We start from the raw sequence: 24,789 nt of genomic DNA, 5'->3' as shown, positions 1-24,789 counted from the left end.
ATTGTATCCCTCCCCACCCGGGTTATCCACATGACCGCGCAGTTTCCCAACAGATAGCCGTCACGAAGGCAACGGGCGGACGCACGACCGTCAGCTCTGTGGATAACGCCGTCTGACCTCTCTGGACATCCCGGGGCTTTTCACTGTGGATAATCCAGCTGTGCGTAACAGCCTTGCTTATCCACAGCCTCTCAGCAGGCAGAGCACCCGAACTGCACCTGTTGAAAACAGACTTTCCGTCCCCGCTCAGGCCAGATTCCGTCCGGCCTGGCACGATCTATCCACAGAAATCCGCTGCACCATACATATTCACTTCAACAGTCTTTTAAAACCTTCTGACCTGTTGATTTTATTTGCCTGGTCTCCTGTCAGCCGGTGCTGGTTGGAAATTGACCTGTACCGAGGCTTTCTCTAGAATCGCCGGTCTCTTTGCGCGGGGCACTCATGCCTTGCCGCTTTCACCTAGGTAAAAGTCCATGAAACGCACCTTCCAACCCAGCACCCTGAAGCGCGCCCGTGTCCACGGTTTCCGTGCTCGTATGGCAACCAAGAACGGCCGTCAGGTTCTGTCCCGTCGCCGTGCCAAAGGCCGCAAGCGTCTGGCGATCTGATTGCCCGGTCAGGTGGTGAGTCAGGGTTTCGGTCGGGACAGGCGCTTACTGAGCTCCCAACAGTTCCAAGCGGTCTTTGACTCTCCCACCCACAAGGCATCCGGCAAGCACCTGCTGCTGCTCGCCCATGCCAATGGGCTCGACCATTCCCGCCTCGGGCTGGTCATCGGCAAGAAGAGCGTCAAGCTTTCTGTCGAGCGCAATCGCATCAAGCGGGTCATCCGGGATTCCTTCCGTCTGAATCAGGACCGCCTGGGCAGCTTCGATCTGGTCTTCGTCGCCCGCAAGGGACTTGGCGAAGTCGACAATCCCGAATTGCACGATCAGCTGCTGCAACTGTGGAAACGTCTCAATCGCCAGGCGAGCAAGACCGTTGCCCACCCAATCGACAGTCCCGACGGTGCTCATGCGTAAACCGGCCCTGCTGCTGATTCGCTTCTACCGTTACGCCATCAGCCCCATGATGGCCAGTCACTGTCGTTTCTATCCGACCTGTTCCGGTTACGCCCTCGAAGCCATCGAGCGCCACGGGCTGCTGCGTGGTGGCTGGCTGACCACACGGCGACTGTGCCGGTGCCATCCCTGGCACTCAGGCGGATATGATCCCGTTCCTCCCGCAAAGAACCCAGCCCCGACCTCTTCGATGGCCGAGTAAACATGGATATCAAGCGCCCGCTACTCATTGCCGCCTTGGCGATCGTGTCCTACACCCTGGTTTTCCAGTGGAACAAGGATTACGGCCAGGCCGATCTGCCCACGGCCAAGACGCAGACCAGCGTCCTGCCGGGCGATACCCCCAACGTGCCCACCGACGTACCGGCCGATGCCAAGGCCGCGGCGCCAGTGGACAACTCGGCCGCCCAACCGAGCACCGCGCTCATCAAGGTGCGTACCGACGTCCTGGATCTGGCCATCGATCCGCGCGGTGGTGACATCGTCCAGCTCGGACTGGTGCAGTATCCCCGTCGCCAGGACCACCCCGACGTTCCCTTCATGCTGTTCGACAACGGCAACGAGCGTCTCTATCTGGCCCAGAGCGGCCTGACCGGTGCCAACGGACCCGACGCCAACAGCGCCGGTCGTCCGCTGTACACCTCGGCGCAGTCCAGCTACGTGCTCGCCGATGGCCAGCCGCAACTGGTGGTGGATCTCAAGTACCAGGCCAATGGCGTGGACTACACCAAGAGATTCACCTTCCACCGGGGCCTGAAGGTCGATTGTTCGGACGCCGAGAAGGCGCAGAAGAAGATCACCTGCATCAATCCGGACGCGTACCAGATCCAGGTCAGCTACCTGATCGACAACCACAGCGCCAACGCCTGGAACGGCGTGCTCTACGCCCAGCTCAAGCGTGACAAGAGCGGCGATCCCTCGGCCACCACCGCCACCGGCGTGTCCACCTACCTGGGCGCCGCGGTCGGCACCCCGGCCGAGCCCTATCGCAAGGTGTCCATGAGCGACATGGACAAGAACCGCCTGCAGGAATCCGTGCAGGGCGGCTGGGTGGGTTGGCTGCAGCACTACTTCGTCACCGCCTGGGTGCCGAACAAGGATGAGCAGCACCAGATCACCACCCGCAAGGATGCCCAGGGCAACTACATCGTCGGCTTCACCGGTCCGCAGTTCAGCGTGCCGGCGGGTGGCAAGGGCGAGACCTCGCTGACCCTCTATGCCGGTCCGAAGATCCAGGAGCACCTCAAGACCCTGTCCCACGGCCTGGAACTGACGGTCGACTACGGCTTCCTGTGGTTCATCGCCCAGCCGATCTTCTGGCTGCTGCAGCATATCCACAGCATCCTGGGTAACTGGGGCTGGTCGATCATCGTCCTGACCATCATCATCAAGATGCTGTTCTTCCCGCTGTCCGCCGCCAGCTACCGTTCCATGGCGCGCATGCGTGCCGTCGGCCCGCGACTGCAGGCGCTGAAGGAACAGTATGGCGACGATCGCCAGAAGATGTCCCAGGCGATGATGGAGCTGTACCGCAAGGAGAAGATCAATCCCCTGGGTGGCTGCCTGCCCATCGTGGTGCAGATGCCGGTGTTCCTGGCGCTGTACTGGGTGCTGCTGGAAAGCGTCGAGATGCGCCAGTCGCCCTGGATGTTCTGGATCACCGACCTGTCGGCCAAGGATCCCTTCTTCATCCTGCCGATCATCATGGGCGGTACCATGCTGGTGCAGCAGATGCTGAACCCCGCACCGCCGGATCCCATGCAGGCCAAGGTCATGAAGATGATGCCGATCATCTTCACCTTCTTCTTCCTGTGGTTCCCGGCCGGTCTGGTGCTGTACTGGATCGTCAACAACTGCCTGTCGATCCTGCAGCAGTGGTACATTACCCGGAAGATCGAGGCGGCCAGCAAGAAGGCCTGACCCCGCTCATTCTGTCCACACGACGCCCCTTGATTGGGGCGTCGTGCTTTCTGGAGGATCGTCATGTCCCTGCCTTCCGACAGTATCGCCGCCATCGCCACCGCCACCGGGCGTGGCGGGGTCGGCATCGTCCGCGTCTCCGGTCCCCTGGCCGCCCCGCTGGCGCGGGCGATCTGCGGCCGCGAGCTGCCGCCCCGGCATGCCCACTACGGCAACTTCCTAGCCGCCGACGGCAGCGTGCTGGACGCCGGCATCGCGCTGTTCTTTCCCGGTCCCAACTCCTTCACCGGCGAAGATGTGCTGGAGCTGCAGGGCCATGGCGGCCCGGTGATCCTCGATCTGCTGCTGCGCCGCACCCTGGAAGAAGGCGCGCGCCTGGCCCGCCCGGGTGAATTCAGCGAACGCGCCTTTCTCAACGACAAGCTCGACCTGGCCCAGGCCGAAGCCATCGCCGACCTCATCGAGGCGAGCACCGAACAGGCGGCGCGTAATGCCCTGCGTTCGCTGCAGGGCGAATTCTCGCGCCGGGTGGAGAGCCTGGTCGAACAGCTGATCCGCCTGCGCATCTATGTCGAGGCGGCCATCGACTTTCCCGAGGAAGAGATCGACTTCCTCGCCGATGGCCGGGTCCAGGGCCTGCTGGAGGGCGTCCAGGCCGAACTGCACCAGGTCCAGCGCGAAGCCAACCGCGGCGCCCTGCTGCGCGACGGCATGACCGTGGTGATCGCCGGTCGCCCCAATGCCGGCAAGTCCAGCCTGCTCAACGCCCTGGCCGGGCGTGAGGCCGCCATCGTCACCGACATCGCCGGCACCACCCGGGATGTCCTGCGCGAACATATCCACATTGATGGCATGCCGCTGCATGTGGTCGATACCGCCGGCTTGCGTGACACCAGCGACCGGGTCGAGCAGATCGGGGTCCAGCGCGCCCTGGATGCCATTGCCGGCGCCGACAGGGTGCTGCTGGTGGTGGACGCCAGCGCTCCGGAAGCCCGGGATCCCCAGGCGCTCTGGCCGGAACTGCTGAGCACCCGGCCGCCGCTGGACAAGCTGACGGTGATCCGCAACAAGGCCGACCTCACCGGTGAGCCCACCGGGCTGCTGGCGACCGAGCCGGTCGAGATCAGTCTCAGCGCCACCGATGGCGCCGGTATCGAAGCCCTGCGCGAGCATCTCAAGGCCTGCATGGGCTTCGAACAGACCACCGAAGGCGGCTTCAGCGCCCGCCGCCGCCATCTGGATGCCCTGCAGCGGGCCGCCAGCGCCCTGGACCACGGCTATCGCCAACTCACCCTGGCCGGCTCCGGCGAGCTGCTGGCCGAAGACCTGCGCCAGGCCCAGCAGGTGCTTGGCGAGATCACCGGCGCCTTCAGCTCCGACGACCTGCTCGGGCGCATCTTCTCCAGCTTCTGCATCGGCAAATAGCCTCCCGCCCGCCGTTCCCGGCCTGTGCAACGCAGGCCTTGGCTGTCCTCATCTCCCCTTTCCAGAGCCCTGTTGATAACCCTGCCTGAGGTCTGCCCATAAATCGGTGCACGAACTGTCCATGACTGGCGTTGTGGATAAGCGGGCAAAGGGTCCACAGGATGCTGAGAGCTTGTATTCATCCACAGCACAAGACGTACACGGGGTTCAGGTTTTCCCCAGCCCAGCGCTGACGGGGGCTGCATAGGCTTATCCACAGCGAAGGGCCTGCATATACATAAGCTCTATATCAGTCCTTTTAAAACTTTCTTCCCTATTGTTTATATTGGGTGTCTGCCAGGCCGGCTGATCATTTTTTGGCCAGAGCCCCCTTCTGCAAGCGACGTCCAGGCCTTATACTTGCCGGCTTTCCTTTGAATTCCTGCCAACAGGCACGAGGTGCGTGGTGGACTTTCCTTCCCGTTTCGACGTCATCGTGATCGGCGGCGGCCATGCCGGTACCGAAGCGGCCCTGGCGGCCGCTCGCATGGGTGTGCGCACCCTGCTGCTCACGCATAATGTGGAAACTCTCGGCCAGATGAGCTGCAACCCCGCCATCGGCGGCATCGGCAAGAGCCATCTGGTCAAGGAGATCGATGCCCTGGGCGGCGCCATGGCCGCGGCCACGGATCTCGCCGGCATCCAGTTCCGCATTCTCAACAGCCGCAAGGGACCTGCCGTGCGCGCTACTCGCGCCCAGGCTGATCGCGTGCTGTACAAGGCGGCCATCCGCTACACGCTGGAAAATCAGCCGAACCTGTGGATATTCCAGCAGGCCTGCGACGACCTCATCGTCGAAGGCGATCGCGTCGCCGGCGTGATCACCCAGATGGGCCTGAAATTCCATGCCGACAACGTGGTGCTCACTGCCGGGACCTTCCTCGGTGGTCTTATCCACATCGGTCTGCAGAACCACAGCGGTGGACGAGCCGGGGACCCGCCGGCCATCGCCCTGGCCCAGCGCCTGCGTGAACTGCCGCTGCGGGTATCGCGACTGAAGACCGGCACGCCGCCGCGCATCGACGGCCGCTCGGTGGACTTCTCGGTGATGACCGAGCAGCCCGGCGATACCCCCTTGCCGGTGATGTCCTTTCTCGGCAATCGCGAGCAGCATCCGGCGCAGGTCAGCTGCTGGATCACCCACACCAACGCCCGCACCCACGACATCATCCGCGCCAACCTGGATCGTTCGCCCATGTACTCCGGCGTGATCGAAGGAGTAGGGCCGCGCTACTGTCCGTCCATCGAAGACAAGATCCACCGCTTCGCCGACAAGGACAGCCATCAGGTCTTTCTCGAGCCCGAGGGTCTGACCACCCACGAGCTCTATCCCAACGGCATCTCCACCTCGCTGCCCTTCGATGTGCAGCTCGAGGTGGTGCGCTCCATGCGCGGCATGGAGAACGCCCACATCCTGCGACCCGGCTACGCCATCGAATACGACTTCTTCGATCCGCGGGATCTCAAGTACAGCCTGGAAACCAAGGTCATCGCCGGCCTGTTCTTTGCCGGCCAGATCAATGGCACCACCGGCTACGAAGAAGCCGGCGCCCAGGGGCTGCTCGCCGGTGCCAACGCCGCGTTGCGCGCCCAGGGCCGCGAGGCCTGGTGTCCGCGCCGCGACGAGGCCTACCTCGGCGTGCTGGTGGACGACCTCATCACCCTGGGCACCCAGGAGCCCTATCGGATGTTTACCTCGCGCGCCGAATACCGGCTGATCCTGCGCGAAGACAACGCCGACCTGCGCCTGACCGAGAAGGGTCGCGAGCTGGGCCTGGTGGACGATCAGCGCTGGGCGCTGTTCGAAGCCAAGCGCGAGGGCATCGCCCTGGAAGAGCAGCGCCTCAAGGCGACCTGGATCCGTCCGGGCACGCCCCAGGGCACGGCGGTGGCCGAACGCTTCGGCACCCCGCTCAACCACGAATACAACCTGCAGAATCTGCTGGCCCGCCCGGAGATCGACTACGCCGGCCTGATGGCCGCGGTGGGCGAAACGCCGGCCGAGACCCAAGTCGCCGAGCAGATCGAGATCAAGACCAAGTACGCCGGCTACATCGATCGCCAGCAGGACGAGATCCAGCGGCTGCGCGCCAGCGACGCCGTGGCGCTGCCCGCCGAGCTGGACTACGCCAGCATCTCCGGCCTGTCCAAGGAGATTCAGCACAAGCTGGCCCAGGCCCGCCCCGAAACCCTCGGTCAGGCCTCGCGCATTCCCGGGGTCACCCCGGCGGCGGTCTCGCTGCTGCTGATCCACCTGAAGAAGCGCAGCGCCGGTCGCAGCCTGGAGCACAGCGCCTGATGGCCAGCGCGATTCAAGCCAACGAACTGCGCCAGGGCGCCGAGACGCTCGGCGTGGCGCTGCCCGTCGCCGTGGAAGAGCGCCTGCTGGGCTACCTGGACCTGCTGGTCAAGTGGAACAAGGCCTACAACCTCACCGCGGTGCGCGATCCCAACGAGATGGTCTCGCGGCACCTGCTGGACAGCCTCAGCATCGTCCCCCACGTGGGCGCCGGGCACTGGCTGGACGTGGGCAGCGGCGGCGGCATGCCGGGCATTCCCCTGGCGATCCTCTTTCCGGAGTCGCGCTTCACCCTGCTCGACAGCAACGGCAAGAAGACGCGCTTCCTGACCCAGGCCAGGATCGAGCTGGGCCTGACCAATCTCGAGGTGGTGCATGCCCGCGTCGAGGCCTATCAGCCCGCCGCGCCCTTCACCGGCATCGTCTCGCGGGCGTTCAGCGCCATCGACGACTTCGCCAACTGGACACGCCACCTGGGCGACAACCAAACACAGTGGCTGGCGATGAAGGGGCTACACCCCGACGACGAGCTGGCCAAGCTACCAGCGGATTTCCGGGTTGCGGCGGCGCACGTCCTCGCGGTTCCCGGTTGCCAAGGCCAGCGGCACTTGCTGATACTGCGCCGCACGAACGGAGAGGGGTAAGGCGGTACATGGCCAAGGTTTACGCGATAGCCAACCAGAAGGGCGGGGTGGGCAAGACCACGACGTGCATCAATCTCGCCGCTTCTCTGGCCGCCACCAACCGGCGCAAGGTGCTGCTGATCGACCTCGATCCCCAGGGTAACGCCACCATGGGCAGCGGGGTGGACAAGCATTCCCTGGAGCATTCGGTGCTGGACGTCCTCACCGGCGCCTGCGGCCTGCTCGACGCCATGCACTTTTCCGAGCACGGCGGCTACCAGCTGCTGCCCTCGAACCGCGACGTCACCGCCGCGGAAGTCGAGCTGCTGGAGATGAGCGGGCGCGAGAGCCGCCTGCGCGATGCCCTGGCCCCGGTGCGGGACAACTACGACTACGTGCTCATCGACTGCCCGCCGTCGCTGTCCATGCTGACCATCAACGGGCTGGTGGCCGCCGATGGCGTGATCATTCCCATGCAGTGCGAATACTTCGCCCTGGAAGGCCTGACCGATCTGATCGGCAGCATCCAGCACATCGCCCAGCGGCTGAATCCGCAGCTGAAGATCGAAGGGCTGCTGCGCACCATGTTCGATCCGCGCATCGGCCTGGCCAACGACGTCGCCGCCCAGCTCAAGCAGCACTTCGGCGACGAGCTCTACGAAACCATCATTCCGCGCAACGTCCGCCTGGCCGAAGCCCCGAGCTACGGCATGCCCGCGCTGGTCTACGACAAGAGCTCCAAGGGGGCCGCGGCCTATCTGGAGCTGGCCAGCGAGCTGGTCAAACGTCAGCGCAAGGCGGCTCGCGTCGCCAAGACTGCCTAAGGAATCCCCATGGCTGTGAAGAAACGAGGTCTGGGCCGCGGTCTCGACGCCCTGCTCGGCGGTGCCAGCGTCAAGGTCCTGCAGGAGCAGGCCGCCGCCACCCCGGTCAGCGAACTGCAATCGCTGCCGGTGGACATCATCCAGCGCGGCAAGTACCAGCCGCGCCGGCACATGGATCCGACCGCTCTGGAAGAGCTGGCCAACTCCATTCGCGTCCAGGGGCTGATGCAGCCCATCGTGGTGCGTGCCATCGGCGAAGGCCGTTACGAGATCATCGCCGGTGAACGCCGCTGGCGCGCCAGCCAGCAGGCCGGCCTGGACCGCATCCCCGCGCTGGTGCGCGATGTGCCCGACCAGGTGGCCATCGCCCTGGCGCTGATCGAGAACATCCAGCGGCAGAACCTCAATCCGCTGGAAGAGGCCATGGCCCTGCAGCGGTTGCAGGACGAATTCGAGCTGACCCAGGCCCAGGTGGCCGAAGCCGTCGGCAAGTCGCGCTCGGGCGTGACCAACCTGCTGCGCCTGCTGGCCCTGGCCGAAGACGCCAAGGACCTGCTGGCCAGGGGCGAGCTGGAGATGGGCCATGCCCGCGCCTTGCTCGGCCTGCCCAAGGCCCGCCAGGCCGAAGGGGCGCGGCACGTTGTCGCACGGGGGCTCACCGTCCGCCAGACCGAAGCCCTGGTGCGCCAGTGGCTTAGCGGCGCGGAGCCGGTCGAGAAGGCGCCTGCGGTGGATCCTGACATCAGCCGGCTGGAGCAGCGTCTGGCCGAACGTTTGGGCGCCAACGTGCAGATCCGCCATGGCGAGAAAGGCAAGGGTCAACTGGTGATCCGTTACACCTCTTTGGACGAACTTCAAGGCGTACTGGCGCACATTCGCTGACACAAATGCCTGCAAGGCTGGGCGGCAATCTGTCCGGGGTGGCTTGAACCACTCCAGACGCGCCCCTATACTTTGCCCGCTTTTTGTCGGCACAAAGCATGCCAGTGAAAACAACTATTATGCCGACACCAGAGGACTTCGAGCCGATGGACCGCCGCACGCCCAAACGCCTGCCCTTCCATCACCAGCCTGCCTTTCGCCTGCTGCTCGTCCAACTGGCTGTCGCGTCGTGTGCCGCCGTTGTCTTGTCTTGCTTCGTCGGTAAGGTCGCCGGTTATTCCGGATTGTTGGGCGGGCTGATTGCCTGGCTGCCCAATCTGTATTTTTCGTTCAAGGCGTTCCGCTATCGCGGCGCCCATGCCGCCCGAGACATCGTCCGTTCTTTCTACTCGGGCGAGGCGGGCAAACTGATTCTCACGGCAGTGCTCTTTGCACTGACGTTTGCCGGGGTAAAACCGCTTTCGGCTCCTGCACTGTTCGGCGTCTACCTGTTGACGCTGATGGTCAATGCCGGCGCGCCCCTGCTACTGAAAAAACCGACTAGACCTTAAGGCATTCGAGGCACACATGGCAGCAGACTCCGCTTCGGGCTACATCCAGCACCACCTGCAGAACCTGACCTATGGTATGCATCCGGTGAACGGCTGGAGCTTCGCCCACACCCCCGCTGAAGCTAAGGAAATGGGCTTCTGGGCCTTCCACGTGGACACCCTCGGCTGGTCGGTCGCTCTCGGCCTGATCTTCCTGGTGCTGTTCCGCAGCATCGCCAAGAAGGCCACCAGCGGTCAGCCCGGCGGCCTGCAGAACTTCGTCGAAGTGCTGGTGGAATTCGTCGACGGCAGCGTCCGTGACACCTTCCATGGCAAGAACGCCCTGATCGCGCCCCTGGCCCTGACCATCTTCGTCTGGATCTTCCTGATGAACCTGATGGACCTGGTGCCGGTGGACTGGCTGCCGTCCGTGGCCGGCATGCTGTTCGGTGAGCACACCTACTTCCGCGTGGTGCCCACCACCGACCCGAACGCCACGCTGGGCATGGCTCTGTCGGTGTTCGGCCTGATCATCTTCTACAGCATCAAGATGAAGGGTCTCGGCGGCTTCTTCGGCGAGCTGACCCTGCACCCGTTCAGCAGCAAGAACCCGCTGCTGCAGATCATCCTGATTCCGATCAACTTCCTGCTCGAATTCGTCACCCTGATCGCCAAGCCGATCTCGCTGGCACTGCGACTGTTCGGCAACATGTATGCGGGCGAGCTGATCTTCATCCTGATCGCCATCATGTTCGCCAACGGTCTGGCACTGGGCGGTCTGGGTATCGTGCTGCAGTGGGCGTGGGCGGTGTTCCACATCCTCATCATCACCCTGCAGGCCTTCATCTTCATGATGCTGACCATCGTCTACCTGTCGATGGCGCACGAAGAAAGTCACTAAGGAATGGCCCCCGGGCGCTGCTGACGGCGTCCGGAGGCGGTTCTGCCGTGAGTCCCGGCGGGCCCTGTCCGCCGGGTAACTTGGGAAAACTTTTTCGCTTCAACCTTAACCAAGACGACTAAAAAAGTCGGGAGGAAAGATGGAAACTGTAGTTGGTTTGACCGCGATCGCCGTTGCTCTGCTGATTGGCCTGGGCGCTCTGGGTACCGCCATTGGCTTCGGTCTGCTGGGTGGCAAGTTCCTGGAAGGCGCCGCTCGTCAGCCGGAAATGGTTCCGATGCTGCAAGTCAAGATGTTCATCGTCGCCGGTCTGCTCGACGCCGTGACCATGATCGGTGTTGGTATCGCCCTGTTCTTCACCTTCGCTAACCCCTTCGTTGGTCAGATCGCCGGCTGATCACCCTCGCGGGTGTAGGCAGGACTGATGGACAACGAACGAGCGAGGTGTTGGCGTGAACATTAATGCAACCCTGATAGGCCAGTCCGTTGCCTTCTTCATCTTCGTGCTCTTCTGCATGAAGTACGTGTGGCCGCCGATCATCTCGGCGCTGCGTGAGCGTGAGAAGAAGATTGCCGATGGCCTTGACGCTGCCAACCGCGCGGCTCGTGATCTGGAAGTGGCACAGCAGCAAGCCAACCAGAAAGTGAACGAAGCCAAGGGCCAGGCAGCCGAGATCATCGAGCAAGCCAACAAGCGTGCCGCTCAGATCGTCGAGGACGCACAGGCCAAGGCCCGTGCCGAAGGCGACCGGATCAAGGCGCAGGCTCAGGCGGAAATCGAGCAGGAAATCAACACCGCGAAGGACGCTCTGCGTGCTCGCGTCGGCGTGCTGGCCGTGGCCGGCGCCGAGAAGATCCTCGGATCGACCGTTGATGCCAATGCTCATGCCCAGTTGGTCGACCGACTGGCAGCGGAAATCTAAGCGAGGCCACCAATGGCAGAACTGAACACGCTGGCCCGGCCCTATGCCAAGGCGGCTTTCGAGTTCGCACAGTCCCAGCAGCAGTTGACCCAATGGTCGGCCGCGCTAGGGCTGCTCGCCGCGGTATCCCAAGATGGGACCGTGCGCCAGCTGCTTCAGCAGCCGCAGTTGACTGCGGACGCCAAGGCCGGATTGCTCATCGACGTATGTGGCGATCAGCTGGATGCACAGTCCCAGAACTTCGTTCGGACCGTGGCAGAAAACGACCGGATCGACCTGTTCCCGGCCATCGCCGAGATCTACGAGGCGTACAAGGCCGAGCAGGAAAAATCCATTGAGGCGGAAGTCACCAGTGCTTTCGCCTTGAGCGACGAACAGCAAGACAAACTCGCCAAGGCTCTCAGCGCAAGGCTAGGTCGACAAGTGCGACTAAATGCATCCGAGGATGCGAGCCTGATCGGTGGTGTGGTAATCCGCGCCGGCGACTTGGTAATCGATGGCTCCGTTCGCGGCAAGCTCGCGCAACTGGCCGAAGCGTTGAAACCTTGAGTTTGAAGGGGCAGTAGCATGCAGCAACTCAATCCTTCCGAAATTAGTGAAATCATCAAGGGTCGCATCGAGAAACTCGACGTGACCTCGCAAGCCCGCAATGAAGGCACCATCGTCAGCGTGTCCGACGGTATCGTGCGGATCTTCGGTCTGGCCGACGTCATGTACGGCGAAATGATCGAATTCCCCGGCGGCATCTACGGCATGGCGCTGAACCTGGAGCAGGACTCCGTCGGCGCCGTGGTCCTGGGTAGCTACCTGGGTCTGGCCGAAGGCATGAGCGCCAAGTGCACCGGCCGCATCCTGGAAGTCCCGGTTGGTCCGGAACTGCTGGGTCGCGTCGTCGACGCCCTGGGCAACCCCATCGATGGCAAGGGTCCGCTGAACGCCAGCGCCACCGACGCCGTCGAGAAGGTCGCACCGGGCGTGATCTGGCGTCAGTCGGTCGACCAGCCGGTGCAGACCGGCTACAAGGCCGTCGATGCCATGATCCCGGTAGGCCGCGGTCAGCGCGAGCTGATCATCGGTGACCGTCAGATCGGCAAGACCGCCATGGCGATCGATGCCATCATCAACCAGAAGAACAGCGGCATCCGCTGCGTCTACGTCGCCATTGGTCAGAAGCAGTCGACCATCGCCAACGTGGTGCGCAAGCTGGAAGAGAACGGCGCTCTGCACAACACCATCGTGGTGGCAGCCAGTGCGTCCGAATCGGCGGCCCTGCAGTTCCTGGCACCCTACTCGGGTTGCACCATGGGCGAATACTTCCGCGACCGCGGTGAAGACGCCCTGATCGTCTATGACGATCTGTCCAAGCAGGCCGTGGCCTATCGCCAGATCTCCCTGCTGCTGCGTCGTCCGCCGGGCCGTGAAGCCTATCCCGGCGACGTGTTCTATCTCCACAGCCGTCTGCTCGAGCGCGCCTCCCGCGTCTCCGCCGACTACGTCGAGAAGTTCACCAACGGCGCCGTGACCGGTAAGACCGGCTCGCTGACCGCACTGCCGATCATCGAGACCCAGGCCGGCGACGTGTCCGCCTTCGTTCCGACCAACGTGATCTCCATCACCGACGGCCAGATCTTCCTGGAAGCCGGCCTGTTCAACTCGGGCATCCGCCCGGCGGTCAACGCCGGTGTCTCGGTATCCCGTGTGGGTGGTGCGGCCCAGACCAAGATCATCAAGAAGCTGTCCGGCGGTATCCGTACCGCGCTGGCCCAGTACCGTGAACTGGCGGCCTTCGCCCAGTTCGCCTCGGACCTGGACGAAGCCACCCGCAAGCAGCTCGAGCATGGTCAGCGCGTCACCGAGCTGATGAAGCAGAAGCAGTACGCGCCCATGTCCATCGCTGAGATGTCCCTGAGCCTGTACGCCGCCGAGCGTGGTTTCCTGAGCGATGTGTCCCTGGACAAGATCGGTAGCTTCGAGCAGGCCCTGATCGCCTACTTCAACCGCGATCACGCCGACCTGATGGCCAAGATCAACGTGAAGGGCGACTTCAACGACGAGATCGACGCCGGCATCAAGGCGGGAATCGAGAAGTTCAAGGCCACGCAAACCTGGTAAGCCGCGACGGGGGCGCCAGCCCCCGTTTGCCAACCCGATAGGTGTCACATGGCAGGCGCAAAAGAGATTCGCGGCAAGATCGCGAGCATCAAAAGCACACAGAAGATCACCAGCGCCATGGAAAAGGTTGCGGTCAGCAAGATGCGTAAGGCTCAGGCCCGCATGGCTGCCAGCAAGCCTTATGCCGAGCGCATCCGCGCTGTGATCGGCCACCTGGCCAACGCCAACCCCGAGTACCGCCATGCCTTCATGGTGGAACGCGAGGTCAAGCGCGTCGGTTACATCGTGGTCAGCTCCGATCGGGGTCTGGCCGGTGGTCTGAACACCAACCTGTTCAAGGCTCTGGTCCGCGACATGAGCGACCAGCGCGGCAAGGGTGTGGAAATCGATCTGGCGGTGATCGGGGCCAAGGGTGCCTCCTTCTTCCGCAGCTTCGGCGGCAACGTGGTCGCGGCCATCAGCCACCTCGGCGAAGCCCCGGCGATCGGCGATCTGATCGGCAGCATCAAGGTGATGCTGGATGCCTACCTGAACGGCCGTATCGACCGTCTGTACGTGGTGTCCAACGTCTTCGTCAACACCATGACCCAGAAGCCGACCATCCAGCAGCTGGTGCCCCTGGTACCGGCCGAGGGCGGTGAGCTGCAAGGCAAGCATTGGGACTACCTCTACGAGCCCGACGCCAAGACCCTGCTCGACGGTCTGCTGGTGCGCTACGTGGAATCCCAGGTGTACCAGGCCGTGGTCGAGAACGCTGCCAGCGAACAGGCCGCGCGGATGATCGCGATGAAGAACGCCACCGACAACGCCGGCGATCTCATCAAGGAGCTGCAGCTGGTCTACAACAAGGCTCGCCAGGCTGCGATCACCCAAGAAATTTCGGAAATCGTCGGCGGCGCCGCCGCGGTCTGACGGACAGCTTAAACATTCGAGGAACGCGAAATGAGTAGCGGACGTATCGTACAAATCATCGGCGCCGTGATCGACGTGGAATTCCCGCGCGACGCGGTACCGCGCGTCTTTGACGCCCTCAAGGTGCAGGGTGCCGAAACCACCCTGGAAGTCCAGCAGCAGCTGGGCGACGGCGTGGTCCGTACCATCGCCATGGGTAGCACCGAAGGCCTCAAGCGCGGCCTGAACGTGGGCAACACCGGCGAGGCCATCAAGGTCCCGGTCGGCGTCAAGACCCTCGGCCGCATCATGGACGTCCTGGGCAACCCCATCGACGAAGCCGGCCCCATCGGCGAGGAAGAGCGCTGGGAAATCCACCGCAAGGCCCCGTCCTATGCAGAGCAGGCCGGTGGTAACGACCTGCTGGAAACCGGCATCAAGGTCATCGACCTGGTCTGCCCCTTCGCCAAGGGCGGCAAGGTCGGCCTGTTCGGCGGCGCCGGCGTGGGCAAGACCGTCAACATGATGGAGCTCATCCGTAACATCGCCATCGAGCACAGCGGTTATTCCGTGTTCGCCGGCGTGGGCGAGCGTACCCGTGAAGGGAACGACTTCTACCACGAGATGAAGGACTCCAACGTTCTGGACAAGGTCGCCCTGGTCTATGGCCAGATGAACGAGCCGCCGGGCAACCGTCTGCGCGTGGCCCTGACCGGTCTGACCATGGCCGAGAAATTCCGTGACGAAGGCCGTGACGTCCTGCTGTTCGTCGACAACATCTACCGCTACACCCTGGCCGGTACCGAAGTGTCCGCGCTGCTGGGTCGTATGCCGTCCGCGGTGGGCTACCAGCCGACCCTGGCCGAGGAGATGGGTGTCCTGCAGGAGCGCATCACCTCCACCAAGCTGGGTTCGATCACCTCCGTCCAGGCCGTCTACGTCCCTGCGGATGACTTGACCGACCCGTCCCCGGCGACCACCTTCGCCCACCTGGACGCCACCGTGGTTCTGTCCCGTGACATCGCCTCCCTGGGTATCTATCCGGCGGTCGATCCCCTGGACTCCACCTCGCGCCAGCTGGACCCGAACGTGATCGGCCAGGAGCACTACGACACCGCTCGCGGCGTCCAGTACGTGCTGCAGCGCTACAAGGAGCTGAAGGACATCATCGCGATCCTGGGCATGGACGAACTGTCCGAGTCCGACAAGCAGCTGGTTTCCCGCGCGCGTAAGATCCAGCGCTTCCTGTCCCAGCCGTTCTTCGTGGCCGAAGTCTTCACCGGTTCGCCCGGCAAGTACGTGTCTCTCAAGGATACCATCGCCGGCTTCTCCGGGATCCTGCGTGGCGACTACGATCACCTGCCCGAGCAGGCGTTCTACATGGTCGGCAGCATCGACGAAGCCATCGAGAAAGCCAAGAAACTGTAACTGCCGCGCCCGGCGACGGGCGCTCTTAGAGGCACGCTATGGCCAAGACAGTCCAATGCGACATCGTCAGCGCGGAAGGGGAAATCTTCTCCGGCGCGGTGGAGATGATCATCGCCCACGGCCACCTGGGTGATCTGGGTATCGCCCCGGGCCATGCGCCGCTGCTCACCGATCTGAAACCGGGCCCCATCCGCCTGGTTAAGGCCGGGGGCGCCGAGGAGGTGTTTTACATCTCCGGCGGTTTTCTGGAAGTGCAGCCGAATGTCGTCGAAGTGCTGGCCGATACCGCCAGCCGCGCCGGTGACATCGACGAAGCTGCCGCTCTGGAAGCCAAGCAGCGCGCCGAGGCAGCACTGAGCGACAAGGGCACGGAGTTCGACTACACCGCTGCCGCCACTCAGCTCGCCGAAGCCGCCGCCCAGCTGCGCACCATCCAGCAGCTCAAGCGGCAGGCCAAGCGCTAAGCGCAAGGTCAGGCTGTAACGACAAGGGTAGCTTCGGCTACCCTTTTCTTTTGTCGCCCGAAAAGTGGGCGAGAAATTTCGCGTGGTCGGACTTGGAAGGTGCCTGTCGCCTTCGGTCGCCGGCTCGTCTCTTCCCCTCCTGTCTCCGAGGTTCCGATGTCCCTGGAAATCGTCGTCCTGGCTGCTGGCCAGGGCACCCGCATGAGATCCGCTCTACCCAAGGTGCTGCATCCCGTGGCCGGTCGCAGCATGCTGGGGCATGTCCTCGACCGTGCCCGTGAGCTGCAGCCGGCCGGCATCCATGTCGTCATCGGCCATGGCGCCGACCAGGTCCGCAGCCAGCTGGCCGCCGACGACGTCAGCTTCGTGGTCCAGGCCGAGCAACTCGGTACCGGCCATGCCGTGGCCCAGGCAGCGCCGGCGCTGACGGCGGAGCAGGTATTGATCCTCTATGGCGACGTGCCCCTGATCCAGACCGAGACCCTGCAGCGCCTGCTGCAGCAGGTGGATGACAGCCATCTGGCGCTGCTGACCGTGGAGCTGGACGATCCCACCGGCTATGGCCGCATCCTGCGCGATGAGCAGGGGCGGGTAACCGCCATCGTCGAGCACAAGGACGCCAGCGACGCCCAGCGCGCCATCCGCGAAGGCAATACCGGCATCCTCGCGGTACCCGGTCGGCGGCTGGCGGACTGGCTGGGTCGCCTGTCCAACAGCAACGCCCAGGGCGAGTACTACCTGACCGACGTCATCGCCCTCGCGGTGGCGGACGGCCTGACCATCGCCACCAGCCAGCCGGCGGACGCCATGGAAGTGCAGGGCGCCAATGATCGCCGGCAACTGGCCCAGCTGGAGCGGCACTTCCAGCAGCGCGCCGCCGAGCGCCTTATGCTGCAGGGCGTGACCCTGCTGGATCCCCTGCGTTTCGATCAGCGTGGCCAGGTCGAGGCGGGTCGCGACGTCTCCATCGACGTCAACGTCATTCTCGAAGGTCGGGTGGTGCTGGAAGACGGCGTGAGCATCGGTCCGAATTGCGTGATCAAGGACAGCGTGCTCAAGCGCGGCGCCATCATCAAGGCCAACAGTCATCTGGACGGCGCCGTGGTCGGGGAGGGCGCCGACGTCGGTCCCTTCGCCCGTCTGCGCCCGGGCAGCGAACTGGGCAGCAAGGCCCATGTGGGCAACTTCGTCGAACTCAAGAACGCTCATCTGCAGGACGGCGCCAAGGCCGGTCACCTGACCTATCTGGGCGATGCCAGCATCGGTGCCGGCAGCAACATAGGCGCAGGCACCATCACCTGCAACTATGACGGCGCCAACAAGTTTCGAACCGAAATCGGCGCGGACGTCTTCGTGGGCTCCAATAGCTCGTTGGTGGCGCCGGTCAGCCTGGGCGCCGGCGCGACCACGGCGGCCGGCTCGGTCATTACGGCGGACGTGCCGGCTGATACCCTGGCACTGGGGCGGGCGCGGCAGATCAACAAGACCGGCTGGCAGCGACCGAAGAAGGCCCCCAAGGCTTGACGCCGGCCTGCTATTAGGTTTTGATTCGATCCATTATCTTTCGAATCGAAATTTATGACCCGTCGCAACACCGCCCAGCGTCGCCATGCCATCCTTGCCCAGCTCCAAGAGCAGGGCGAGGTCAGCGTGGACGAACTGGCCCGCCAGCTGGAGACCTCCGAGGTCACCATCCGCAAGGACCTGGCCGCCCTCGAGCGCAATGGGCTACTGCTGCGCCGCTACGGCGGTGCAATGGCCATGCCCCAGGAGCTGCTGGCCGAGGCACCGCCCCAGGCATCGCCCTTCAAGCAGGCCATCGCCCGGGCCGCGGCCCGGCGCCTGCGCGAACATGCACGGATCATCGTCGACTGCGGCAGCACCACGGCGGCGCTGATCCCGCAACTCGATCGCCGTCCCGGCCTGGTGGTGATGACCAATTCCCTGCAGGTGGCCACCGCCCTGCGCGAGTTGGAACAGGAACCCATGCTGCTGATGACTGGCGGCACCTGGGATCCGCACTCGGAATCCTTCCAGGGGCAGGTCGCCGAGCAGGTACTCAGATCCTATGACTTCGACCAGCTGTTCATCGGCGCCGACGGCCTCGATCCGGAGCGCGGCACCACCACCTTCAACGAGCATCTGTCGCTGTCGCGGGTGATGGCGGAGGTGGCGCGCGAGGTGGTGGTCATGGCCGAGGCGAGCAAGCTGGGCAGGCGAATTCCCAATCTGGAACTACCTTGGGAAAGGGTGGACGTGCTCATCACCGATGAGCGACTGCCCGCCGAGGCGGCCCGGGCGATCGAAACCCAGGGGGTGCAGGTCATCTGCGCCCCGGTGGAAAACTAGACAATCAGGTCATCCACAGCCGGCCCCGCCGGGTCGCTGTGGATAAGACAGGCAAGGGGAGGTAAGCATGTGTGGAATCGTCGGCGCCATTGCCGAGCGTAACATCACCGCCATTCTGGTCGAGGGTCTCAAGCGCCTGGAATACCGTGGCTACGACAGCGCCGGCCTGGCCCTGCTGGATGCCCAGGGCGAGTTGCAGCGCCTGCGCCGCATCGGCAAGGTCAGCGAACTGGAAGCGGCCCTGTTGGCCGATCCCCTGGCCGGTCGCCTGGGCATCGCCCACACCCGCTGGGCGACCCATGGTGCGCCCACCGAAGCCAATGCCCACCCGCATTTCTCCCAGGGTGACGTGGCGGTGGTGCACAACGGCATCATCGAGAACCACGAGGCCCTGCGCGCCCAGCTCAAGGCCCAGGGCTATGTCTTCACCTCCCAGACCGACACCGAGGTCATCGTCCATCTGCTGCACCTGAAGCTGCAGGACAGCGGCGACCTGACCACGGCGCTGAAGACGGCGGTCAAGGAACTGCACGGCGCCTATGGCCTGGCGGCGGTCTGGCGCCAGCAGCCGGATCGCCTGGTGGCGACCCGCAGCGGCAGCCCCCTGGTCATCGGCCTGGGTCTGGGCGAGAACTATCTGGCCTCCGACCAGCTGGCGCTGCGTCAGGTGACCGATCGCTTCGTCTACCTGGAAGAGGGCGACGTGGCCGAGATCCGTCTGGATCAGATCACGCTCTGGGACATGAGCGGCGCGCCGGTCCAGCGCGAGACGGTGCAGTACCACGAGGGCAGCGAGGCCGCCGACAAGGGCGCCTATCGCCACTTCATGCTCAAGGAGATCCACGAGCAGCCCAGCGTGGTCCAGCGCACCCTGGAAGGCCGCCTGGGTGACGGTCAGGTCTTGCCCGAGGCCTTCGGCCCCGCGGCGTCCGAGTTGTTCGCCAAGGTCCGCCAGGTCCAGATCGTCGCCTGCGGCACCAGCTTCCATGCCGGTTCGGTGGCGCGCTACTGGATCGAGGAATACGTCGGCATCCCCTGCCAGGTGGAGGTGGCCAGCGAATTCCGCTATCGCCGCGTCGCCGTCAGCCCGGACACCCTGTTCGTCACCATCTCCCAGTCGGGCGAGACCGCCGATACCCTGGCCGCGCTGCGCATGGCCAAGCAATCCGGCTATCTGAGCAGCCTGGCCATCTGCAACGTGGCGACCAGCTCCCTGGTGCGCGAATCCCAGCTGAGCTTCCTGACCCAGGCCGGTCCCGAGATCGGTGTGGCCTCGACCAAGGCCTTTACCACCCAGCTGGTTTCGCTGCTCCTGCTGACCCTGAGTCTGGGTCGCTGCCAGCAGCGTCTGGCTGCCGCCGTCGAAGCCGAGCTGGTGGCCGAATTGCGCCGGCTGCCGGCGCGGCTGGACGAAGCCCTGGCCATGGACAAGACCGTGGAAAAGCTGGCGGAATCCTTTGCCGAGAAGCACCACACCCTGTTCCTGGGGCGTGGCGAGCAGTACCCGGTGGCCATGGAGGGTGCGCTCAAGCTCAAGGAGATCTCCTACATCCACGCCGAGGCCTATCCGGCCGGTGAGCTCAAGCACGGTCCGCTGGCGTTGGTGGATGCCGACATGCCGGTGGTGACGGTGGCGCCCAACAACGAGCTGCTGGAAAAGCTCAAGTCCAACCTGCAGGAGGTGCGCGCCCGTGGCGGTCAGCTGATCGTCTTCGCCGACGAGCGTGCCGGCTTCGAGGAAGGCGAAGGCACCCGCATCGTGCCCATGCCGCACATCCACGATGCGCTGTCGCCGATCCTCTACACCATCCCGCTGCAGCTGCTGTCCTACCACGTCGCCGTGTTCAAGGGCACCGACGTGGACCAGCCACGCAATCTGGCCAAGTCGGTGACCGTGGAATAACGGGTTCCACGTGGAACCTCAGGGCACGCGCCAGCTGCCCTGATTCTGCTGCCGGCAGGCGACGGCCAGGAAGCGGCCGTCGCCGGGCTCGCCGTAGTAGTGGATATCCTGTCGATAGGGCACGCCCGGACTGCGGGCGCCCTGGCAGATGCCGATCTCGCCGACCGGACAGCGGTCGACGAAGCGGACCTCGGTCTGCTGGTCCTTGAGCTGCGGCTGGCAGAAGCCGTCGCGAAACAGCTGGGTGGGGATGTCAATATTGCTCTGGCAGACCTGCACGTCCACACTGCCCTGACGACTGCGGATCACGCAGGCATCGGCGAGCGCCAGTGACGGCAACAGCAGCAGAGGCATCAGCAATCGCCACATTCCAGCCCATCTCCCTGATGAAATCGCCACTCTAGCATTCGACCCTCCCGCCATGCGCCTCGCCGATATCAAGACCCATGTGATCGCTGGCCCTCTGGGCGCCGGCAAGACCACCCTGATCCGCCAGCTGTTCGCCCAGCGCCCCGCCCACGAGCGCTGGGCGATCCTGGTCAACGAATTCGGCCAGGTCGGACTCGACGCGGCGCTCATGACCCGGGACGACGACGGCCTGGCGATCGCCGAGGTCCCGGGTGGCTGCCTGTGCTGCGTCCAGGGCGTGCCCCTGCAGGTAGCCCTCACCCGACTGCTCAGACGGGCACGACCGCAGCGGCTGTTCATCGAGCCTTCCGGCCTGGGCCATCCCGCCAGCCTCTATCGGCAACTCCAGGCGCCGCCCTGGACCGGGGTGCTGAGTCTGCAACCGCTGATCTGGGTGGTGGATGCCAGGCAACTGCTGGAGGGCCAGCCCTTGCCGGACGCCCAGCAGCAGGCGCTGGGCCAGGCCGGCCTGATCGTGCTCAACAAGAGCGCGGGCCTGGAGCGGGCAGGCTTGCCGGCGCAGTTGGGCGATCGGCCGCTGTACTGGACCGAAGGCGGGCGGATCGCCCTGGCCGACCTGCCCCTGGTCGACGGTGAAACCTCGAGCGACGGCGAGTTACCCGAGCCCGAGTCGGCGTCCGCTCCGCAGGCGCTGTTGCTGCCCGGACGCCCGCTGCGCTTCAGCCATACCCTGGAGGGCCACCACGCTGTCGGTTGGCGCTGGCATCCCAGCCACAGCTTCGACGGCCCGGCATTGCTGGCGCTGCTGGGCGGTCTCCCCGGGCTGCTCAGGCTGAAGGCGGTGCTGCAGCTGGCGGAGGGCTGGCAGGCCTACAACGGTCTGGCCGGGCAGGGCGCCTGGGAGCCGACCCTGTGGCGACGCGACAACCGGCTGGAGTTGATCCTGGAGGAGAAGCCGGACCTAGAGGCCCTCGAAAAAGCGCTGGGCGGGACCATTCGCGACATTTGAGGTTGCCAAATTTGTTCAGCTAATGATAATGATTATTAAATTTACTTCCTCTGCGTATTGCTCCCATGGCTCCGACGTCTCTTGCCAAGCCTGAACCTCTCGTAGTCGCTGCGCATACCGATGGCGATGAGCTGGAATCCGTCCAGGGACCCGTCAGGGCCGCCCAGGCAGGCGATGTGGAGCCCGTTGCAGGGGTCAATGCCAAGCGTAGCGAACCCTCGGCCACCATTCTGTCGTTCCGCATGCCCGAGCGTAACGAAGAGATCCTGACCCCGGTATTGACCCCGGTCGGCGCTGCGGAACCGGGCGAGCAGCCACCCCGGGGTCGCGGCTGGGGGGCCGCCTCGGCGCTGTCGCTGATCATGCACGCCAGCATGGCCGCGGCGCTGTTCCTGGTGGTCCAGGCACCACCGGAGCTGAAGATCGCCAAGGGCGACGAACCCATGCAGGTCAGCTTCATCCAGTTGCCCAAGCCGGTACCCGAGCCGCCCGCGCCGACTCCGGCACCGCCCGCGCCACCGCCGCCGCAACCCGAACCGCCGCCACCGGAGCCGCCCAAGCCCGTGGAACCGCCGAAACCGGTGGAGCCGCCCAAGCCGGTGGTAGAAAAGCCCAAACCCAAGCCGAAGCCCAAGCCGGTCGAGCACAGCCAGCAGAAGCCGCTGCCGAAAAAGGTCGAGCCCGCGCCGGAGCCGGTGGCTCAGGCCGCACCGGCGCCGGCCCCCGCGCCTGCGGCCACGGCTGCGCCCAGTCAGCCGGCGCCGGCCGCCGCACCGTCCGGTCCGCCGAAGACCGCCGGCCTGCCCACCGGCAGCATCGACGACGCCGACATCCGACCGATCAAGATGACGCCGCCGGAGTATCCGGAAATGCTGCGTCGTCGTGGTGTGGGTGGCGAGGTGCGGGTGATGTTCACCGTGACCGCCGACGGTCGACTGGCCGATATCCAGGTGCTGGAAGCCTCCAACAAGCAACTGGAGCGCGCGGTGCTCGAGGTGCTGGGCGAATGGCGCTTCGCCCCCCGGGTCTCCGGCGGCCAGATCGTCCCGCGCAAGGCCACCAAGACCTTCAACTTCAAGATCCAGCGCCGCTAGGTCGCTAGGCGGCGGAGCCCCTGGGCTCCGCCTCGGACTCCCCGGGCCGCTCCAGGCCCAGATAGCGGAACATGCCATGGGCGATCTCGCGTTCGCCCATGATCACCTCGTCCACGCCATGACGCTCCAGATGGCGGATCTCGTCTTCGTGATGGGCGCGGGCGAGGATAGGCAGTTCCGGCGCCAGCTCGCGGGCCCGGCGCGCGATCTCGGCGGCCTCGAAGCCGTTGGGAATCGCCAGCAGCAGGGCCCGCGCCTCCTCGAGCTTGGCCCGTGCCAGCACCTTGTCCTGGGTCGCGTTGCCGAGGATCGCCTTGAATCCCTGCTGGCGTAGCGCCGTGACATGTTCCGGTTCGTCCGAGATCACGATCAGCGGCGGATCCTCGCGATCCAGACGATCGCAGAGATAGCGGCCCACTCGTCCATAGCCCACCAGCACCAGGTGACCCCGTTGCGCCACTGGCTCGGGTTCGTCGTCCAGTTCTGGCGCATGCTTGCCCTTGGCATTGATCAGTCGGCGGCCTTCGCGACGCTCCATCCAGGGCTGCAGCAGGTCGATGCCGTGAAACAGCAGCGGATTGAGGATGATGGAAATGATGGCGGCGGCCAGGATGAGGTCGTGAGCGGCCTGGTCGAGCAGTTTCAGCGACAGGCCGAGGCTGGCGAGGATAAAGGAGAATTCGCCGATCTGCGCCAGGCTGGCGGCGATGGTCAGGGCCACGCTCAAGGGGCGACGATAGGCCAGGACGATCAGGGTCGCGGCGATGGACTTGCCAAAGACGATCACCGCCACCGTGGCCAGCACCGCCAGGGGTTGTTCCAGCAGGATCTCCGGATCGAACAGGCAACCCACGGAAAAGAAGAACAGCACGGCGAAGGCTTCGCGCAGGGGTAGCGAATTCTCCGCCGCGTCGTGGCTGAGTTCCGATTCGTTGAGCACCACGCCGGCAAAGAAGGCGCCCAGGGCGAAGGACACCCCGAACAGCGACGCCGAGCCATAGGCGATGCCCATGGCGATGGCCAGGATCGCCAGGGTGAAGAGTTCGCGCGAACCGGTACGGACCACCCGGGCCAGCAGCCAGGGGATGACCCGCCGGCCCACCAGCAGCATCAGCGCGATGAAGGCACCGACCTTGAGCGCGGTGAGGCCCAGCTCCAGCCCCAGGCTCTGGCCCGCCTCTTCGCCGCTGTCGCCACCCAGCGGCCCGGCGAGTGCCGGCAGTACCACCAGGGCCAGCACCATCAGCAGGTCTTCCACGATCAGCCAGCCCACGGCGATGCGGCCGCGCCGGCTTTCCACCATCTGGCGTTCTTCCAGGGCTCGCAGCAGCACCACGGTACTGGCCACCGACAGCGACAACCCGAACACCAGGCCGCTGCCCAGTCCCCAGCCCAGGAAGTGGCTCACCCCCATGCCCATCAGGGTGGCGGCGGCGATCTGCACGATGGCGCCGGGGATGGCGATGCGTTTGACCGCCAGCAGATCCTTGATGGAGAAGTGCAGACCCACGCCGAACATCAGCAGGATGACGCCGATTTCGGTCAGCTCCTTGGACAGTTCGGGATCGGCGACGAAGCCGGGCGTGAAGGGGCCGGCCGCGACCCCGGCGAGCAGATAGCCAGCGATGGGCGGCAGGCGCAGACGGGTGGCGAGGATGCCGAAGGCAAAGGCCAGGACCAGGCCGATCGCCAGGGTGGATATCAGAGGGGTGTCATGGGACATGCTGGCTCCAAGGATTT

The 24,789-nt window shown here is 64.8% G+C and carries 25 protein-coding genes; 23 read left to right on the top strand and 2 right to left on the bottom strand.

Annotated elements, in window-relative coordinates; translation table 11 throughout:
• Positions 1 to 476 precede the first annotated feature (476 nt).
• From rpmH to glmS, 21 genes are all read left to right on the top strand, one after another.
• Entirely contained in the window at positions 477 to 611 is a 135-nt protein-coding gene (gene rpmH, locus PSEK12I1_RS0101780; RefSeq protein WP_007160134.1) for a 50S ribosomal protein L34, read from the top strand.
• 12 nt (positions 612 to 623) lie between these two features.
• Entirely contained in the window at positions 624 to 1,025 is a 402-nt protein-coding gene (gene rnpA, locus PSEK12I1_RS0101775) for a ribonuclease P protein component (RefSeq protein WP_007160133.1), read from the top strand.
• On the top strand, positions 1,018 to 1,266 hold the full coding sequence (yidD, locus tag PSEK12I1_RS24190; protein ID WP_007160132.1) for a membrane protein insertion efficiency factor YidD: 249 nt from the start codon (positions 1,018 to 1,020) through the stop codon (positions 1,264 to 1,266). The genes rnpA and yidD overlap by 8 nt, the downstream gene beginning before the upstream one ends.
• Positions 1,267 to 1,268: 2 nt before the next feature.
• The gene (gene yidC, locus PSEK12I1_RS0101770) at positions 1,269 to 2,984 is read left to right on the top strand and encodes a membrane protein insertase YidC (RefSeq protein ID WP_027598723.1); all 1,716 of its coding nucleotides are present in this window, start codon (positions 1,269 to 1,271) and stop codon (positions 2,982 to 2,984) included.
• Positions 2,985 to 3,047: 63 nt separating this feature from the next.
• Positions 3,048 to 4,409: a tRNA uridine-5-carboxymethylaminomethyl(34) synthesis GTPase MnmE gene (mnmE, locus tag PSEK12I1_RS0101765; protein ID WP_027598722.1), complete on the top strand. Its 1,362-nt coding sequence runs from the start codon at positions 3,048 to 3,050 to the stop codon at positions 4,407 to 4,409.
• A gap of 445 nt (positions 4,410 to 4,854) precedes the next feature.
• Positions 4,855 to 6,747, top strand: a complete 1,893-nt coding sequence (gene mnmG, locus PSEK12I1_RS0101760) for a tRNA uridine-5-carboxymethylaminomethyl(34) synthesis enzyme MnmG (RefSeq protein WP_027600505.1) — start codon at positions 4,855 to 4,857, stop codon at positions 6,745 to 6,747.
• The gene (gene rsmG / locus PSEK12I1_RS0101755; RefSeq protein WP_027600504.1) at positions 6,747 to 7,391 is read left to right on the top strand and encodes a 16S rRNA (guanine(527)-N(7))-methyltransferase RsmG; all 645 of its coding nucleotides are present in this window, start codon (positions 6,747 to 6,749) and stop codon (positions 7,389 to 7,391) included. The genes mnmG and rsmG overlap by 1 nt, the downstream gene beginning before the upstream one ends.
• Positions 7,392 to 7,399: 8 nt before the next feature.
• On the top strand, positions 7,400 to 8,194 hold the full coding sequence (locus tag PSEK12I1_RS0101750) for a ParA family protein (RefSeq protein ID WP_027600503.1): 795 nt from the start codon (positions 7,400 to 7,402) through the stop codon (positions 8,192 to 8,194).
• Between the two features lie 9 nt (positions 8,195 to 8,203).
• Positions 8,204 to 9,076, top strand: coding sequence for a ParB/RepB/Spo0J family partition protein (locus PSEK12I1_RS0101745; protein ID WP_027600502.1), 873 nt, complete (start codon positions 8,204 to 8,206; stop codon positions 9,074 to 9,076).
• A 146-nt stretch (positions 9,077 to 9,222) separates the two neighbouring features.
• A complete protein-coding gene (locus PSEK12I1_RS0101740) occupies positions 9,223 to 9,627 on the top strand; it encodes a F0F1 ATP synthase subunit I (RefSeq protein ID WP_037006585.1) in 405 nt (134 codons plus the stop codon).
• A gap of 16 nt (positions 9,628 to 9,643) precedes the next feature.
• Complete coding sequence (atpB, locus tag PSEK12I1_RS0101735) at positions 9,644 to 10,507, top strand: F0F1 ATP synthase subunit A (protein ID WP_007160124.1); 864 nt, start codon at positions 9,644 to 9,646, stop codon at positions 10,505 to 10,507.
• A gap of 139 nt (positions 10,508 to 10,646) precedes the next feature.
• Positions 10,647 to 10,904: a F0F1 ATP synthase subunit C gene (gene atpE / locus PSEK12I1_RS0101730; protein ID WP_003097235.1), complete on the top strand. Its 258-nt coding sequence runs from the start codon at positions 10,647 to 10,649 to the stop codon at positions 10,902 to 10,904.
• A 55-nt stretch (positions 10,905 to 10,959) separates the two neighbouring features.
• Complete coding sequence (locus PSEK12I1_RS0101725; protein WP_007160122.1) at positions 10,960 to 11,430, top strand: F0F1 ATP synthase subunit B; 471 nt, start codon at positions 10,960 to 10,962, stop codon at positions 11,428 to 11,430.
• 12 nt (positions 11,431 to 11,442) lie between these two features.
• Positions 11,443 to 11,979 (top strand): F0F1 ATP synthase subunit delta, encoded by a 537-nt coding sequence (locus tag PSEK12I1_RS0101720; protein ID WP_027598717.1) that lies wholly within the window; start codon positions 11,443 to 11,445, stop codon positions 11,977 to 11,979.
• An 18-nt stretch (positions 11,980 to 11,997) separates the two neighbouring features.
• The gene (gene atpA, locus PSEK12I1_RS0101715; RefSeq protein WP_007160120.1) at positions 11,998 to 13,542 is read left to right on the top strand and encodes a F0F1 ATP synthase subunit alpha; all 1,545 of its coding nucleotides are present in this window, start codon (positions 11,998 to 12,000) and stop codon (positions 13,540 to 13,542) included.
• Between the two features lie 48 nt (positions 13,543 to 13,590).
• A complete protein-coding gene (gene atpG / locus PSEK12I1_RS0101710) occupies positions 13,591 to 14,454 on the top strand; it encodes a F0F1 ATP synthase subunit gamma (protein ID WP_007160119.1) in 864 nt (287 codons plus the stop codon).
• A gap of 30 nt (positions 14,455 to 14,484) precedes the next feature.
• The gene (gene atpD / locus PSEK12I1_RS0101705) at positions 14,485 to 15,861 is read left to right on the top strand and encodes a F0F1 ATP synthase subunit beta (protein ID WP_007160118.1); all 1,377 of its coding nucleotides are present in this window, start codon (positions 14,485 to 14,487) and stop codon (positions 15,859 to 15,861) included.
• Between the two features lie 38 nt (positions 15,862 to 15,899).
• A complete protein-coding gene (locus tag PSEK12I1_RS0101700; RefSeq protein ID WP_007160117.1) occupies positions 15,900 to 16,325 on the top strand; it encodes a F0F1 ATP synthase subunit epsilon in 426 nt (141 codons plus the stop codon).
• Positions 16,326 to 16,481: 156 nt separating this feature from the next.
• Entirely contained in the window at positions 16,482 to 17,849 is a 1,368-nt protein-coding gene (gene glmU / locus PSEK12I1_RS0101695; protein WP_027600501.1) for a bifunctional UDP-N-acetylglucosamine diphosphorylase/glucosamine-1-phosphate N-acetyltransferase GlmU, read from the top strand.
• 54 nt (positions 17,850 to 17,903) lie between these two features.
• On the top strand, positions 17,904 to 18,674 hold the full coding sequence (locus tag PSEK12I1_RS0101690) for a DeoR/GlpR family DNA-binding transcription regulator (RefSeq protein WP_027600500.1): 771 nt from the start codon (positions 17,904 to 17,906) through the stop codon (positions 18,672 to 18,674).
• A gap of 67 nt (positions 18,675 to 18,741) precedes the next feature.
• Positions 18,742 to 20,577 (top strand): glutamine--fructose-6-phosphate transaminase (isomerizing), encoded by a 1,836-nt coding sequence (glmS, locus tag PSEK12I1_RS0101685; protein ID WP_027600499.1) that lies wholly within the window; start codon positions 18,742 to 18,744, stop codon positions 20,575 to 20,577.
• A gap of 18 nt (positions 20,578 to 20,595) precedes the next feature.
• Here the strand turns inward: glmS and PSEK12I1_RS0101680 are convergent, their stop codons facing one another.
• Entirely contained in the window at positions 20,596 to 20,931 is a 336-nt protein-coding gene (locus tag PSEK12I1_RS0101680) for an NADH:ubiquinone oxidoreductase (protein ID WP_231501036.1), read from the bottom strand.
• A 67-nt stretch (positions 20,932 to 20,998) separates the two neighbouring features.
• On the opposite strand from PSEK12I1_RS0101680, the gene PSEK12I1_RS0101675 reads away from it, so the two are divergent.
• Together PSEK12I1_RS0101675 and PSEK12I1_RS0101670 are read left to right on the top strand one after the other, a co-directional pair.
• Complete coding sequence (locus tag PSEK12I1_RS0101675) at positions 20,999 to 21,955, top strand: CobW-like GTP-binding protein (protein ID WP_027600497.1); 957 nt, start codon at positions 20,999 to 21,001, stop codon at positions 21,953 to 21,955.
• A 176-nt stretch (positions 21,956 to 22,131) separates the two neighbouring features.
• Positions 22,132 to 23,049 carry an energy transducer TonB gene (locus tag PSEK12I1_RS0101670; protein WP_007160111.1) on the top strand — a complete coding sequence of 306 codons (918 nt, stop codon included), beginning with the start codon at positions 22,132 to 22,134 and terminating at the stop codon, positions 23,047 to 23,049.
• Positions 23,050 to 23,053: 4 nt separating this feature from the next.
• Here the strand turns inward: PSEK12I1_RS0101670 and ybaL are convergent, their stop codons facing one another.
• Complete coding sequence (gene ybaL, locus PSEK12I1_RS23455; protein ID WP_028700292.1) at positions 23,054 to 24,772, bottom strand: YbaL family putative K(+) efflux transporter; 1,719 nt, start codon at positions 24,770 to 24,772, stop codon at positions 23,054 to 23,056.
• Between the last annotated feature and the right edge of the window lie 17 nt (positions 24,773 to 24,789).

This window comes from Pseudomonas sp. MOIL14HWK12:I1, from assembly GCF_000510705.1.
GTDB classification, from domain to species: domain Bacteria; phylum Pseudomonadota; class Gammaproteobacteria; order Pseudomonadales; family Pseudomonadaceae; genus Chryseomonas; species Chryseomonas oryzihabitans.
This window is presented reverse-complemented; position numbering and strand designations above follow the sequence as displayed.

What these genes read in the sequence shown, in the direction of transcription:
- rpmH (WP_007160134.1), top strand. Translation starts at nt 477, where the DNA reads ATGAAACGCACCTTCCAACCCAGCACCCTGAAGCGCGCCCGTGTCCAC.
- yidD (WP_007160132.1), top strand. Translation starts at nt 1,018, where the DNA reads ATGCGTAAACCGGCCCTGCTGCTGATTCGCTTCTACCGTTACGCCATC.
- yidC (WP_027598723.1), top strand. Translation starts at nt 1,269, where the DNA reads ATGGATATCAAGCGCCCGCTACTCATTGCCGCCTTGGCGATCGTGTCC.
- mnmE (WP_027598722.1), top strand. Translation starts at nt 3,048, where the DNA reads ATGTCCCTGCCTTCCGACAGTATCGCCGCCATCGCCACCGCCACCGGG.
- rsmG (WP_027600504.1), top strand. Translation starts at nt 6,747, where the DNA reads ATGGCCAGCGCGATTCAAGCCAACGAACTGCGCCAGGGCGCCGAGACG.
- PSEK12I1_RS0101750 (WP_027600503.1), top strand. Translation starts at nt 7,400, where the DNA reads ATGGCCAAGGTTTACGCGATAGCCAACCAGAAGGGCGGGGTGGGCAAG.
- PSEK12I1_RS0101745 (WP_027600502.1), top strand. Translation starts at nt 8,204, where the DNA reads ATGGCTGTGAAGAAACGAGGTCTGGGCCGCGGTCTCGACGCCCTGCTC.
- PSEK12I1_RS0101740 (WP_037006585.1), top strand. Translation starts at nt 9,223, where the DNA reads ATGGACCGCCGCACGCCCAAACGCCTGCCCTTCCATCACCAGCCTGCC.
- atpB (WP_007160124.1), top strand. Translation starts at nt 9,644, where the DNA reads ATGGCAGCAGACTCCGCTTCGGGCTACATCCAGCACCACCTGCAGAAC.
- atpE (WP_003097235.1), top strand. Translation starts at nt 10,647, where the DNA reads ATGGAAACTGTAGTTGGTTTGACCGCGATCGCCGTTGCTCTGCTGATT.
- PSEK12I1_RS0101720 (WP_027598717.1), top strand. Translation starts at nt 11,443, where the DNA reads ATGGCAGAACTGAACACGCTGGCCCGGCCCTATGCCAAGGCGGCTTTC.
- atpA (WP_007160120.1), top strand. Translation starts at nt 11,998, where the DNA reads ATGCAGCAACTCAATCCTTCCGAAATTAGTGAAATCATCAAGGGTCGC.
- atpG (WP_007160119.1), top strand. Translation starts at nt 13,591, where the DNA reads ATGGCAGGCGCAAAAGAGATTCGCGGCAAGATCGCGAGCATCAAAAGC.
- atpD (WP_007160118.1), top strand. Translation starts at nt 14,485, where the DNA reads ATGAGTAGCGGACGTATCGTACAAATCATCGGCGCCGTGATCGACGTG.
- PSEK12I1_RS0101700 (WP_007160117.1), top strand. Translation starts at nt 15,900, where the DNA reads ATGGCCAAGACAGTCCAATGCGACATCGTCAGCGCGGAAGGGGAAATC.
- glmU (WP_027600501.1), top strand. Translation starts at nt 16,482, where the DNA reads ATGTCCCTGGAAATCGTCGTCCTGGCTGCTGGCCAGGGCACCCGCATG.
- PSEK12I1_RS0101690 (WP_027600500.1), top strand. Translation starts at nt 17,904, where the DNA reads ATGACCCGTCGCAACACCGCCCAGCGTCGCCATGCCATCCTTGCCCAG.
- glmS (WP_027600499.1), top strand. Translation starts at nt 18,742, where the DNA reads ATGTGTGGAATCGTCGGCGCCATTGCCGAGCGTAACATCACCGCCATT.
- PSEK12I1_RS0101680 (WP_231501036.1), bottom strand. Translation starts at nt 20,931, where the DNA reads ATGCCTCTGCTGCTGTTGCCGTCACTGGCGCTCGCCGATGCCTGCGTG.
- PSEK12I1_RS0101675 (WP_027600497.1), top strand. Translation starts at nt 20,999, where the DNA reads ATGCGCCTCGCCGATATCAAGACCCATGTGATCGCTGGCCCTCTGGGC.
- ybaL (WP_028700292.1), bottom strand. Translation starts at nt 24,772, where the DNA reads ATGTCCCATGACACCCCTCTGATATCCACCCTGGCGATCGGCCTGGTC.